Source organism: Mucispirillum schaedleri ASF457 (assembly GCF_000487995.2).
Lineage (GTDB): Bacteria > Chrysiogenota > Deferribacteres > Deferribacterales > Mucispirillaceae > Mucispirillum > Mucispirillum schaedleri.
In genome coordinates this window covers 156836-171285 of record NZ_CP097562.1, presented here as the reverse complement: position 1 = coordinate 171285, position 14450 = coordinate 156836, and the positions used below count along the sequence as shown (strand labels likewise).

At 31.7% G+C, this 14450-nt stretch carries 13 protein-coding genes; all 13 read right to left on the bottom strand.

The window, feature by feature from the left end; genetic code table 11:
* Nucleotides 1–11: 11 nt before the first annotated feature.
* The 13 genes from pyrG to N508_RS00810 are packed head-to-tail and all read right to left on the bottom strand — an operon-like array spanning nt 12 to nt 14445.
* Nucleotides 12–1637 carry a CTP synthase gene (gene pyrG / locus N508_RS00870; RefSeq protein ID WP_023276194.1) on the bottom strand — a complete coding sequence of 542 codons (1626 nt, stop codon included), beginning with the start codon at nt 1635–1637 and terminating at the stop codon, nt 12–14.
* Nucleotides 1637–2368: a 3-deoxy-manno-octulosonate cytidylyltransferase gene (gene kdsB / locus N508_RS00865; protein WP_023276193.1), complete on the bottom strand. Its 732-nt coding sequence runs from the start codon at nt 2366–2368 to the stop codon at nt 1637–1639. The genes pyrG and kdsB overlap by 1 nt, the downstream gene beginning before the upstream one ends.
* The gene (gene acpS, locus N508_RS00860) at nt 2365–2715 is read right to left on the bottom strand and encodes a holo-ACP synthase (protein WP_023276192.1); all 351 of its coding nucleotides are present in this window, start codon (nt 2713–2715) and stop codon (nt 2365–2367) included. Before acpS ends, kdsB begins: the two co-directional genes overlap by 4 nt.
* A 2-nt stretch (nt 2716–2717) precedes the next feature.
* The gene (locus N508_RS00855) at nt 2718–3431 is read right to left on the bottom strand and encodes a pyridoxine 5'-phosphate synthase (protein ID WP_023276191.1); all 714 of its coding nucleotides are present in this window, start codon (nt 3429–3431) and stop codon (nt 2718–2720) included.
* Nucleotides 3431–4777 (bottom strand): phosphoglucosamine mutase, encoded by a 1347-nt coding sequence (gene glmM, locus N508_RS00850; protein WP_023276190.1) that lies wholly within the window; start codon nt 4775–4777, stop codon nt 3431–3433. The genes N508_RS00855 and glmM overlap by 1 nt, the downstream gene beginning before the upstream one ends.
* Nucleotides 4774–5676 carry a CdaR family protein gene (locus N508_RS00845; protein ID WP_023276189.1) on the bottom strand — a complete coding sequence of 301 codons (903 nt, stop codon included), beginning with the start codon at nt 5674–5676 and terminating at the stop codon, nt 4774–4776. Before N508_RS00845 ends, glmM begins: the two co-directional genes overlap by 4 nt.
* A gap of 1 nt (nt 5677) precedes the next feature.
* Complete coding sequence (gene cdaA, locus N508_RS00840) at nt 5678–6460, bottom strand: diadenylate cyclase CdaA (protein WP_023276188.1); 783 nt, start codon at nt 6458–6460, stop codon at nt 5678–5680.
* Nucleotides 6457–7644, bottom strand: a complete 1188-nt coding sequence (gene folP, locus N508_RS00835; RefSeq protein ID WP_023276187.1) for a dihydropteroate synthase — start codon at nt 7642–7644, stop codon at nt 6457–6459. The genes cdaA and folP overlap by 4 nt, the downstream gene beginning before the upstream one ends.
* Nucleotides 7645–7659: 15 nt before the next feature.
* Nucleotides 7660–9534: an ATP-dependent zinc metalloprotease FtsH gene (gene ftsH, locus N508_RS00830; protein WP_023276186.1), complete on the bottom strand. Its 1875-nt coding sequence runs from the start codon at nt 9532–9534 to the stop codon at nt 7660–7662.
* Between the two features lie 15 nt (nt 9535–9549).
* On the bottom strand, nt 9550–10068 hold the full coding sequence (gene hpt, locus N508_RS00825) for a hypoxanthine phosphoribosyltransferase (RefSeq protein WP_023276185.1): 519 nt from the start codon (nt 10066–10068) through the stop codon (nt 9550–9552).
* A 1-nt stretch (nt 10069) separates the two neighbouring features.
* Complete coding sequence (tilS, locus tag N508_RS00820; RefSeq protein WP_023276184.1) at nt 10070–11299, bottom strand: tRNA lysidine(34) synthetase TilS; 1230 nt, start codon at nt 11297–11299, stop codon at nt 10070–10072.
* The gene (locus N508_RS00815; RefSeq protein ID WP_023276183.1) at nt 11283–12644 is read right to left on the bottom strand and encodes a phosphoglucose isomerase-related protein; all 1362 of its coding nucleotides are present in this window, start codon (nt 12642–12644) and stop codon (nt 11283–11285) included. Before N508_RS00815 ends, tilS begins: the two co-directional genes overlap by 17 nt.
* On the bottom strand, nt 12637–14445 hold the full coding sequence (locus N508_RS00810; RefSeq protein ID WP_023276182.1) for an ATP-dependent DNA helicase: 1809 nt from the start codon (nt 14443–14445) through the stop codon (nt 12637–12639). Before N508_RS00810 ends, N508_RS00815 begins: the two co-directional genes overlap by 8 nt.
* Nucleotides 14446–14450: the final 5 nt, after the last annotated feature.

The following is a 14450-nucleotide window of genomic DNA, read 5'->3' as shown; positions in this document are numbered from 1 at the left end:
AACACACCCTATTAATCACCGGATAAGTTATTTTTATCCTGTTTATATTTATAAGCAGCCTGAATAAAAGCATTATAAAGCGGATGTGGATTAAATGGTTTTGACTGAAATTCTGGGCAGAATTGAGTAGCTATAAACCACCTATGAGAACTTAACTCAATAATATCTGCAAAGCCACTTTCTTCATTATTTCCAGATATTACCATACCAGCACTTTCTAATGCATTTCTATATTTATTATTTATTTCAAGCCTGTGTCTGTGTCTTTCTGTTACAGTATCAGTATTATAAATTTCTTTTACAAGGCTGCCTTCCATTAAAGAAGTTACATAAGAGCCAAGACGCATAGATGCACCCATTTCTTCATTATAATGTTCATCATGCTTATAATCAATAACAAGATTTTGGGAATGTTCTGGTTTTGTCATCTCAGCACTTCTTGCATCTTCTAATTTTAATACATTTCTTGCATATTCAATTACTGCTGCCTGCAAACCCATAGATATACCTAAAAATGGAATATCTTTTGTTCTAGCAAAATTTACAGCATTTATTTTGCCTTCCATCCCACGCTCACCAAAGCCTGCAGGAATTAATATACAATCAACACTGCTTAAATACTCACTAGCCATTTTTTCTTCCAGTTTTTCAGCATCTATCCATTTTATATCTACTTTTAAATAGTTTGCAACTGCTCCATGAAGCAATGCTTCTGTTAGGCTTAAATACGCATCTTTTGTTTCAAGATATTTACCAACAACTGCAACAGAAACTGTATCTTTTGGCTGTTTTATGCGCTTTACAATATCCTGCCATTTTGATAAATCATATTCCCTTTCTTCAAGTCCCAGTTTTTTTATAACTTCACTGTCTAAACCTTCTTCATTTAATACAAGTGGAACTTGATAAATTGTAGCAGCATCCATACAGTTAATCACTGATGATTTTCCCACATTACAGAATAATGCAAGTTTGTTTCTAACGCCTTCGCTAAGTGGATATTCACTTCTGCACACTAAAATATCAGGGCTGATACCTATCTCATGTAACTGACGCACTGAATGTTGAGTTGGTTTTGTTTTAAGCTCTCCTGCACTTTTAATATAAGGCACCAGAGTAACATGTAAAAATAATACATCATTTTCTTTTAAATCAAATTTCATCTGCCTGATTGTTTCTAAAAATGGCAGACTTTCAATATCTCCAACTGTGCCTCCAATTTCTACAATTACTATATCATAATCTTCTGCACCAGCTGTTATACAGCCTTTTATTTCATCAGTTATATGAGGAATAACCTGCACCGTTGCACCAAGATATTCACCTTTGCGTTCTCTTTCAATAACAGTATAGTATATTTTACCAGATGTAATGTCTGAATGTTTGTCAGTATTTGTTTTGGTAAATCTTTCGTAATGACCTAAATCTAAATCACCTTCACAGCCATCTGCTGTAACAAATATTTCACCATGCTGCAAAGGGCTCATTGTGCCAGGACCATAGTTTAAATATGGGTCAAACTTTCTTAAAGCAACTTTATACCCTCTTGATTCAAGTAGAGCCCCAAGGGAAGCTGCTGTAATCCCCTTACCTAATGATGATAATACACCACCGGTTACAAAAATATACTTTGCCATTATTTATTCCTCATACTTAAAATTTTTAAAATATTTTGCAAATCTTCAAGAGTATCAACAGATAACGGGTTGTAATCTGTTTTTACTACTTTTATTTTAACACCATTTTCTAAAGCTCTAAGCTGCTCTAAATTTTCGCATTTTTCTAAGTAAGTCCGTTCCTGTGAAGCAAATTCAAATAAATAATCATGCCTGAAACCATAAATACCTATATGACGGTATCTAACCACACCCTCAATATTATCTCTGTTATATGGAACAGGATATCTTGAAAAATAAACAGCATAATCATTTTTATCAAGAATAACTTTTACTGCTGATGGATTTTCAGAATTATTAATATCTGCAAAAGGCACACATGCTGTTATCATTTTAAGAGACTTATCATTTTTTAACCCTTGTATTAACTGCTCAATTAATACTGGAGGAATAAAAGGCTCATCTCCCTGCACATTAATAATAATATCATCATCAATATTTTTTGCAGCATACGCTACTCTGTCTGTTCCTGTAGATAAATCTGAAGGGCTCATCATAACAGAAACTTTTTTTATATTAGAGCATACTTCATATACTTTTTCATTATCTGTAACAACAATTACTTTATCAGCAGAAGTCTGCACTGCCTGCTCTGCCACCCTTACAATCATTGGCTTACCATCAATATCTGCAAGAACTTTACCTGGAAATCTTGTTGAGCCATATCTGGCTGGAATTATTACTGCACTCATTCTGCCTCTTTAATAATACATACCGCAACAGCATTCATACGGGAATGTGATATAGATATTTCAATATTTTCTTTTTTTTGACTTTTTAAATAAACATAAGGTTTGCCATGTTCATTTGGCAGTATCTCTATATCTGTAAATCTGTAGTCTATGCCTATACCTGTGCCTAATGCTTTTGAAACAGCTTCTTTTGCCGCAAATCTGCCTGCTGCAAACTCAGCCTTTTTACCCCGTTTATTATATAATACTATCTCATTATCTGAAAGTATATGTTTTAAAAAATTATCCCCAAATTTTAAAATAGATTTTTCTATTCTTTCTATTTCTATAATATCACAACCAAGCATAACTACTTTTTAACTATTTTTATCATTTCTTTAACTGCTTCTTCAAGACCTGTAAAAACAGCTCTTGAAATTATTGAATGTCCTATATTAAATTCATGCATATAAGGAACTGCCGCTATACTTTGTGTATTAGTATAATTTAACCCATGACCTGCATTAACAATCAAACCAAGACTATGAGCATAAACAGCAGCTTCTTTTATACGGTTTAATTCCCGCTTTTGTGCTTCACTTTCAGTATTTGCATATAACCCTGTATGGATTTCAATATATTCTGCACCTATTTTCTTTGCAGCTTCAATCTGCATTTTATCTGGCTCTATAAAAAGACTTACTTTTATCCCCTTTTCCTGCAGCTTAGCAACAGTGTCTGCAACTAAATGATACTGGCCAGCAGCATCAAGCCCACCTTCTGTTGTTATTTCCTGACGCTTTTCTGGAACTATTGTACATGTATTTGGATGCACATCTATTGCAATATTAATAATATCATCACTGCATGCCATTTCTAAATTTAATGGAATAGAAACAGCTTTTTTAATATCATATACATCCTTATCCTGTATATGCCTTCTATCTTCTCTTAAATGTATTGTAATACCATCAGCACCTGCTTTTTCTGCAATTCTGGCAGCTGTAACAGGCTCAGGCTCTATATTCATTCTTGCCTGCCGCAGAGTAGCCACATGGTCAATATTTACTCCAAGTTTTATCATTACTTTTTACCTTGTATTTCATTTACTGCCATCTCTGCAATTTCTTCTGCATAGGCAGTAATTATTTTTTCATCTTTACCTTCAAGCATAATTCTTAATTTATTTTCTGTTCCAGAATACCTTACAAGCAGTCTGCCAGAAGTTCCAAGCTCTTTTTCTATTTTTAAGATTAATGCTGAAGTATTACTTAATTCATCAAGTGAAACTTTTTTATCAACTAAAACATTATTTAATACCTGTGGGTATGTTTCTATAAAACTGCAAAGCTCTGATAAAGATTTGCCTTTTTTTATAAGTAAACCAAGCACCTGCATAGCACTTATTAAGCCATCACCAGTAGTATTAAAATCTGAAAATATTAAATGACCTGACTGCTCCCCACCAAGATTACAGTTATATTTCAGCATATCTTCCATAACATACCTGTCCCCAACTTGCGAGCGGATAAGTTTAATGCCTTTTTTATTCATAGAGTATTCAAAGCCAAGGTTGCTCATAACAGTTGCAACAATAGTATTATTTTTTAATGTGCCCTGCTCCATCATATCAATAGCACAAATACCCATAATTTTATCACCGTCAACTATATTGCCTTTTTCGTCTGAAAAAACTACCCTGTCTGCATCGCCGTCAAAAGATATACCTACATCTGCTCCATGCTCTAAAACAGCTTTTGCCATATTTTCAGGATATACAGCACCACAGTTATCATTAATATTTGTGCCATTTGGTTCAACATTAGTTAAAATAAGCTCTGCACCAAGCTCCCTTAAAGCAAGTGGTGCTGCTTTATATGATGCACCATTTGCACAATCAACAACAATTTTAAGCCCTTTTAAATCAATATTTTTAGGAAATGTATTTTTTACAAATTCCACATATCTGCCTATACCTTCTATTCTGTATGCTTTACCTATTGAATATGGGTCTAATGCAGGTTCATTATTATCTATCATCCTTTCAATTTCATGCTCTGTAATATCTGCAAGTTTATAACCATTAGCATTAAAAAACTTAATACCATTATCATAATACGGATTATGTGATGCACTAATTACTACACCAGCATCTGCTCTAATTGATTTTGTTAAAAATGCAATAGCAGGTGTTGGAATGACACCAACCATGACAGCATCAATACCTGCAGAACAAATACCTGATACCAATGCATTCTCAAACATATAACAGGACAGCCGTGTATCTTTACCTATAATAATTTTCCTGTGAGTATCATTATTTTTAAATAAACCAGCAGCTGCTCTGCCCAGTTTTAATGCGAAATCAGCAGTTAATGGCTCAATATTAGCCCTGCCTCTAACACCATCTGTTCCAAAATATTTTCTCATCTTTCTTTTATCTCTATATTTATTGTCTGCGGCTCTAAGTTTAATATATCAATCACTAAATTTGTTCTATATGCAACTGAACCAGTGTAACTTCCAGGACCATTTATGTTACTACAGTCTGTAACAAAAGTTACTGTATCTAAAAAAGTATCTATAATATCTTCTCGTCCCCTTACTTTTACATAAGAAAGTGACGGAGTATTTGCTACCATTAAATTACCTTTTAAATTCATACATTCTACAGGAACATTTATAAATTCATGCTCTACCATATTTTCTTTTAATTTAACACGCACTTCAACTGATGAGGGCTGGATTTTAGTAACACCATCATAATCTTTTAATAAAACATTCTGAACAAAATTTTCATTTCTTTCAGATAGGTTTATAGGGATTGTTGAAATATTTTCAAGTTTAGATAATATACTTTTAGCACCAGTTACACTAACAGAATTTGGCTTTAATGTAATGCTTTCCAGCATATATCCCTGCTTTACTTCACCAATTGTAGATGGAAGAACACGCACTTCTTTTGCTGTAATATTATCAAGAGTAATACGCAGCTCTGATGGTTTTACATCAATCACTTCAAGCCCAAGTGGTGTTTTAAAGTCTGCAGGCAGTATTCTTCTAATAGACTGACCATTAGGAAATACAGTCACATCAATATCAAGCAGAACATCAGAATTAGCAAGCGACTGCATAAGGCGTGCAGCACCTTTTATTGTTATTGATACATTTGGATAATCTGAAATTGCAACTTTACCACCTGATACATTAATAAGCTTAACAGGAACAGTCATCTCTTTTGTTTCTTCATGACCAGATACAACCATTATCCACATACCAAGAGCAATTAATATACTAAGAATTTTTAATAAAGTTTTATTATTTAACATATTAATCTTCCGTTGATTTTTTTATTTTAATAAGCTTACTTAAAGTTTCCCGTAAAGCATTTGCATCTAAATTTGGAATAATATTTCCACCTTCTGTTACAGAAATTTCACCTCTTTCCTCACTAACAACAATAGCTACTGCATCAGTTTCCTCTGTTATGCCTATAGCTGCCCTGTGCCTTGTTCCATACTGCTGAGCAATATCTTCTCTCTTTGTAAGCGGCAGAATGCAGCCAGCATAAGTAAGCCTTGAGCCTTCAAGCAATACTGCTCCGTCGTGTAATGGTGAATATGGAATAAATATACTAAGCAGTAAATCTTTACTAACAACTGAATCTATTTTCTGCCCAAGAGTTACATAGTGTGTAATATCTGTATTTCTTTGAATAATAATTAATGCACCAAGCTGTCTGTTTGCTAAAATAGTTGCAGTTCTAACAAGCTCATCTACTATTTGAGAATTTAAAGTAATAGAGCGTTCAAAAAATTTTGATTCACCAATAAATGCCAGTGCTCTTCTTATTTCAGGCTGAAAAACAATAATCAAGGCTAAAAATAAGTAACCTGACATATTACTTAATACCCATCTAGTTACTCTCATTCCTAAAAAGTCAGAAAGACCAAGAAGCACTAAAAGTATCATAATTGATACTAACATATATATAGCTCTTGTTCCTCTTAAAAGAAGCAGAATTCTGTAAATAATATAACTTATAAATGCAATATCTATTACATCTATAATACTAACATAACTTTTAATAAATTCAAAAATAGTAGTAATCATATATACGCCTTTAAAATATAATCAGCAATTTTAACTGTATCAATACCTTCTTTTATATCATGCACCCTTATAATATCAGCACCATTTAAAATAGCAGCTGTATTTGCACAAACTGTGCCTGCAAGCCTGTTATTAACATCTTTATCTATAACAGCACCAATCATAGACTTACGGGAAATCCCTGCAAGCAGTGGAATATTAAAAGATTTAAACTCATTCAAATATTTTAATAAAATATAATTCTGCTCAACAGTTTTTCCAAAACCAAAGCCCACATCAAGTATAAGTGATGAATAACCAATACCTGCATTAAGACATTTATCTATACTTTTTGTAAAAAAATCATGAATATCGTATATTATATTATTATATTCTGTATTAGCATTATTCTGCATATTTTTTGGACTGCCCTGCATATGCATAATACATACTGCACATTTTGACTGTCCGCATAAAAAAACCATATTATCATCTGTCATACCTGATATATCATTGATAATATCTGCTCCATTATTTAATGCATATTCTGCTGTTTTATAATTATTAGTATCTACTGATACTATCATATCATATTGTTTAATGTAATCAAGAGCAAATTTTATTCTTTTTATCTCTTCATCACTACTTATACTTTCAGAAAAAGGCCTTGATGACATACCACCAATATCAACAATATCTATACCAAGTTCTACCATTTCATCAATTCTTGCAGCAATGGCTTCTTCTGTAACATATAAGCTGCCATCGCTGAATGAATCTGGTGTAGTGTTTAAAATACCCATACATAATGGCTTTGATACATCTATTACACCTTTATTATATGTAATATTTTTAAACTCTTTACTTTTTAAAAAAAGACTTAATTCTTTTCCTAATTCTTTTAAACCAAAAACCTGCATTGAAAGTCTTTTAATAAGCCTTTCAAATGTAGCTGTATTACCCATTAAAAGCACATCTGTTTTATCTATTGAGCAGGAAACAGCACCTTTTTTTACTGCAGCATCCATTCCTGAAGCAATAGATTCCTGTTTTAATATATTAGCAGCAGGCGCTTTTATATCCCGCACTAAAATATTTAAACTGACACCCTTTTTTACCATATTTAATGCATAACTATCTACACCAATGCGAGCTAATTCATGCTTTATTCTATCATAATCAGGTGTCAGTTTATAAAATTTCATACAAACTCTTCCAAATTAGTTATTTTCATTTTTAGTTTCTTCTTTTTCTTCCTGCTCTTTTTCTGAAAACATATTATCTTTATATCCTTCAGCAGCATATTCTTTTACAAGTTCTTTTAATTCTGAAGTTTCAATAGTTTCTTTTTCAAGCAGGGCTTCCGCAGTTTTAGCTAAAAGAAGTCTGTTATCTTCTATTATTTTTCTTGCTTCATTATAACATGTATTAATAATATGCTCTACTTCATCATCTATTAATTCTGCTGTTTTTTCACTATAATCTTTCTGGCTTGAAATTTCTTTGCCTAAAAATATAGCTTCATCTCTTTTTCCAAAAGATATAGTGCCAAGTTTATCACTCATACCCCAGCTCATAACCATTTTTCTTGCAATAGATGTAAGCCTTTCTATATCATTACTTGCTCCTGTTGACATAGAGTTAAAAGTAACTTCTTCAGCAATTCTTCCCCCAAGCATAACTCTAATCATACCTAAAAGATGGTCTTTTGTTTCATTATACCTGTCATCACTTGGCAGCTGCATAGTAACACCTAATGCCATCCCCCTAGGTATTATAGAAACTTTGTGCACAGGGTCTGCACCTTTTGTCATAATAGCAACTATTGTATGACCTGCTTCATGGAATGCTGTAACTTTTTTATCTTTTTCAGGTATTACCATACTGCGTCTTTCAGCTCCCATTATTACTCTATCTTTTGCAGATTCTATATCTGAAGTATCAACTTCATCTTTATTTGCTCTTGCAGCAAGTAAAGCAGATTCGTTCATAAGGTTTGCTAAATCTGCACCAGAAAAACCCGGAGTGCCTTTTGCAATAATTTCTAAATCTACAGATGATGCCATTTTAATTTTAGCAGCATGCACTTTCAATATCTGCAGCCTTCCTTTTAAATCTGGACGCGGCACAACTACCTGTCTGTCAAAACGACCAGGACGAAGTAATGCAGGGTCTAATACATCAGGTCTGTTTGTAGCAGCTATTAAAATAACACCTTCATTTGAATCAAATCCATCCATTTCAACAAGCAGTGCATTTAATGTCTGCTCTCTTTCATCATGTCCACCACCAAGACCAGCACCCCTGTGGCGTCCAACAGCATCTATCTCATCCATAAAAATAATACAAGGAGCATTTTTTTTGCCCTGTTCAAATAAATCTCTAATACGAGCAGCACCAACACCAACAAACATTTCCACAAAATCTGAGCCGCTTATGGAATAAAATGGAACACCAGCTTCTCCAGCTACAGCCTTTGCAAGCAGAGTTTTACCAGTTCCCGGAGGACCAACTAAAAGCACACCTTTTGGAATTCTGCCTCCTAATTTTTGAAATTTTGCAGGGTCTTTTAAAAATTCTACAACTTCAGTCAATTCTTCTTTTGCTTCTTCAATACCTGCAACATCTTTAAAAGTTACTTTTAAATTATCCTGATTTAAAAGTTTAGCTCTGCTTTTACCAAAAGAAAAAGCCTTTGAGCCGCTGCCACCCTGCATCTGTCTCATAAAGAATATCCATATAGCTATAAGCAGAATAATTGGAAGCCATGAAATAAGCAGCTGCATATACCAAGGTGTAGTATCTGGCGGAGTTGCTTCAATACCCACATTATAATCTCTCAGCTCTGAAATTAAATTATTATCACTAGGTGCATAAGTTTCAAAACGAGTGTTATTATCTTTATACTCACCAGTTATCTTATTTTCTTTTATAGTTACTTTTTTAACCTGCTCTTTAGTAACACTATCTAAAAACTCAGTATAAGTAACTTTTTGGTTTGTCTGTGTATTAGTATTAAAAAGGTTAAATACAAGCACCATCATTAAAGCTATTACAAGCCAAAGTGCAAGATTTTTATAAATACCACTATTCATTTATCCTCCAAAATATTATATGGTAATTTTACAAAGATTTTTTAAATTTCTATATTTGTTATTATAATCAAGCCCATATCCAACAACAAACTCATTAGGAATAACAAAGCCACAATAGTCTACATCTACTTGTATTTTCCGTCTATCTGGTTTATCAAATATTGTGCAAATTTTTACACATTTTGCCCCTTTCTCATATAAATAATCTTTTAAACGGCTTATTGTAAGCCCTGTATCTACTATATCTTCTACAAGCAGAACTGTTTTATTTTCCACAGGTATATCAATATCATATCTTATTTTTAATTCACCGCTTGATTGTGTAGAAGCACCATAACTAGAAGCTGCAAGAAAAGCCACTTCTAAGGGAATATTAATACTGCGGACTAAATCAGCAGTAAAAATAAAACTGCCCTTTAATACTGATACAACTGTTAAATCCTGTTCTTTAAAATCACGGGAAATCAATGCTGCCATATTAGAAACTTTTTCTGCAATATCTTTTTCAGATATTAATTCTTCCATTTTATGCATATTATATACCATACCTTTTAAATATTATATTATTATTTTTACTAATATACTCAGCCCAAATAATAACATTATTTTCTTCAATTATAACAGCTCTGTCTCTTTCAAAAAGCTCTACCTGCTTATCAATAAATAAATCTTTCAGTTTCTTTCTGCCAAATTTATCACCTTTATTTCTATTTCTAATAATTATAGTTTTATCTTTTAATTCATTAAAAAATTCTATCTGAAAATCATCAGTTTTAAATAAAGAAATACCTGCAGGCTTATTATAAACATAGTCACTAATAAGTATTTTTTTAAATATCTTTATAGAATGATATGACTGTTCTATCATATAACCATTTGGCAAATCAAGTCTTTTTGAATCATCATTATTTAAAAAAGATAAAGCTGCATGTAAAATATTTTTTGAAACCCTGAAAAATAAAGAAAAAATTTTACCAAGCAGATATTCTTTTTCTATATCTTCAAGTTCTATGAAACTATATCTTTTTAAAATAACAATGCTATCTTGCTTTAAAATAACATGTTTTACCTTTTTATATAAATATTCATTAAGTCTGTTTGATTCTTTCTGCAGTTTAATAACAGATTTTTCAAATTCATTACCACAGTCATATAAAACAGGTATTAATTTATGCCTTATTCTATTACGGACATATTTTATATCATTATTTGTTTCATCAAAAACAGGCTCTAAATTATTTTTAATAATATATTCATTAACCATTTCAGTAGTAATATTCAGCATAGGACGAATAATCTTATCATTCTCATACATTATACCACCTAATGTAAATAAAGATGCTCCAGTATATAAATCAACAAAAAAACTTTCTATATCATCAGAATATGTGTGTCCTGTAAATAAAAAATCATAATTATTTTCTTTTACTGTATGTAAAAGAAATTTATATCTATATTTCCTAGCAGATGCTTCTATACCTCCGCTGTTATCTTTTTTTAATTCTTCTGAAATATTATATGTATAAAAATCTATATTGTTTTTTATGCAGTATAATCGGCAGAAATCTTCATCTCTCTTTGCTGTATGCCTTAAACCATGGTTTATATGACATGCTCCTGCATAAATATTTAAACTTTCTTTTTGTTTATTAATAAAGTCGAGTAACATAAGAGAATCCTTACCGCCAGAAAAAGCGACAAGGATTTTTTTATCTCTATATTTTTTTAATTCTTGAATCAATATATCATTATATAATGAATGCATCATCTTTTTTATATATTTCTTCAAATTGTGTTTTTTTGGCTTCAAAACCTGTTCTATTCATCATACCATAAGCATATTCTTTTGCTTCTTCAACACCTGGCTGGTCAAAAGGATTAATATTAACTGATAAGCCAATAATAGGAACAATATACTGAAACAGCATAAATAATTGACCTAAGCTGTATTCATCAAGAATATTAAGACCTATTTTTAATGAAGGAACTTTAGATGTAAGTAATGCTGCTTCTGTAGCTTTTAATTCAGAATTTAAAAGTTTTCCTAAATGAAGTCCATTTAAGTAGCTGAATGCTTCATAAAAATCGCCTTTAACACTAACATCATTATCATGAGTTTCAAGACCAATAAAAGTTACAACTTTATCAAGCGGACCTTCTCTAAAAAGCTGTATTTGTGAATGCTGGTCTATTGCACCAACAGTTCTTACTGGTGTTGTTCCAAAAGTGATTTCTTTACCGTCCATTGTATATTTTTTGCCAAGACTTTCACCCCACAGCTGGCAGAACCATTCTGCAAATTTATCAAGTCTTGAACTGTATGGCATAAGAACATTTATACTTTTGCCTTTATCCATAAAATATAAATATATTGCAGCAAGTGTCATAACCTGTTCAATACCTTCATCAGTAATGCTTGCAGCACCTGCTAACATTTTATCAATATCTATTCCTAAAAATGCTGCAGGAACAAGACCAACAGGACTCATAACAGAAAATCTGCCGCCAATAGATGCTTCTATTGGAAAAGTTTTTAGATTATTCTGAGTAGCATATTCTCTTAAAGGACCTTTATTTGGGTCTGTTACAACAACAATATGTTTTTTTAAATCCTGCACATTTGATTTAAACCATTCATGAATTAAAGAATAGTTTTCAGCAGTTTCTACAGTATTACCTGATTTTGAAATAACAACTGCAAAAGTGTCTTCAGGAGTGCATATTTTTAATATAGATTGTATTTTAGATGGGTCTACATTATCTGCTACCCATACCCTTGGAAGACAGCCTCTGTCAGTATAGCTCATGGCATTGTAACCATAAGGTAATACTGCATTTACAACAGCTTCAATCCCTAAAGCAGAACCACCAATCCCAACAACTATTAAGTCATTAAAGTTTGTTTTAACATCTTTTGCAAACTCTTTTAACTCAGTTGTGTCATATTTTGGCAAATGTGGAAAACCTACTTTTCCATCATTAACCATCGCTTGAAGACGCTCATATCCTAGAGCTGCCTTTTTTTTGTATGCCTGCAAGTCTTCTTCTGAAATACCTCCAAGCAGATTTTTGGAAGCGGCAAAATTGTAGTCACAAGTCAGTTTAGCCATGCTTTTCCTCCTTTATAAAATAGAGAGCCTTCTCTATATCTTCTATTATCTCTACATTATATATCACATCTAGAAAATACTTTCCATAATTTTTATTTAAAATTCTATTATCAAGCACTACCCATAATCCATAATCATCTTCATGGCGAATAAGTCTTCCTACTGCCTGTTTAAAATATAATACAGCACGAGGCAGGAAAAAATCAATAAAAGACTTTGCACTATTTTCAGAAATTTGTTCAGCTTTGCTTTGAAGAATTATATCTTTATGATATTCAAAAGGAAGCTGGTCTAAAATAACAGCTTTAAAACCGCCGCCTGAAATATCTATCCCTTCCCTGAGTGTTGCACTGCCTATTAATACCATATCTTCATTACAAAAATCAAGTTCTCCAATATTTACATCTGATTGGGTATATATTTTTTTGTTAATTTTTAATCTTCTTAAAAACTGCTCTATATACTGCATTCTTTCTAAACTATTACATATTATTAATGCAGAGCCTGACATATTACTTATAAGCTCTTTATATACCTTATCTTTTTCTTTAAACGATGATATATTAGGCACAAAAAGCCTGCCCTGCTGGTGAAAATCAAATACATTTTCTAATATATGAGTCTCACATAAACCATCTAACCCAGTTTCTTTTAAAAAATATTCAAAATTGCCACCAGAACTTAATGTTGCACTAACAAAAATACTTGATAATGCAGCCTCTTTTAATCCTGATACAAAATCTGCACCAGCTTCAAAAGGTATAAATTTTAATGTTAATACAGTATTATTTTTCTGCATTGTTTTTTCCACTATTCTTATACCTTCTTTATCACTGTTAAATTCCTTATAAAGCTGCAGGTATGTATTATATTCTTCTTTTATTTCTTCATTATCAAGTGATAATATTACATCTGATATAAAATTGATGAAATTATCAAAATCATGCCTTAATGGTTCAAAAAGCTCTTTTGGCTCTTTTATTTTATCAATTATTTTTAAGAACTCTCTATATATCTTATCAACATTATTAATAGTTATAATATCTTTATTTTCATAAACTAATATCATTAAAGAAGATAATGCAAACTCCACTCCTGCATACTGAGAAAATATATCAGGAACAGAATGTGCTTCATCAAATATAATATTATCTCTGTATTCAAAAATAGAGCCAAAAGAATCTTTACTTTTCATAGCAATATCTGAAAGCAGCAGAAAATGGTTTGTGATAATAATATCTGCAGCATTTGCTTCCCTTTTCTGCATATAAAATGCACAATCTTCATAGTATGGACATTTATTGCTTACACACTGGTATCTGTCAGCTGTCATTAAAGAACATATATCATTATCAAGCCTGCCCCATGGTGCTTCTATAATAATTCCATACTTGCTGTTTTCTTCAAACCATGAAACAGCATCTATGTAAAAGGCTGCTTTTGGGTTAATAAACCTAAAATATCTATATGGACAGAAATAATTTTTTCTACCTTTTAAAGAGCGTATACTTTTATTTCTGCCAACAATTTTCTGCACAACTGGAATATCCTTATATAATAACTGATTCATAAGCTGTTTTGTTTTTGTAGAAATAATTATTCTGTTGCTGCTTGAAAGAGATGGTATTAAATAAGCCATAGTTTTACCTGAACCAGTAGGTGCCTCTATACAAGTATTTATATAAGATGAAAAAGCATTTTCAATTATTTCTGCCATTTCTACCTGAGTAGAACGGTAAATATATCCAGATATTATTGACTTTAAATATTTATCTTCCAAAAAAAATTGTGATACTGACATAATGT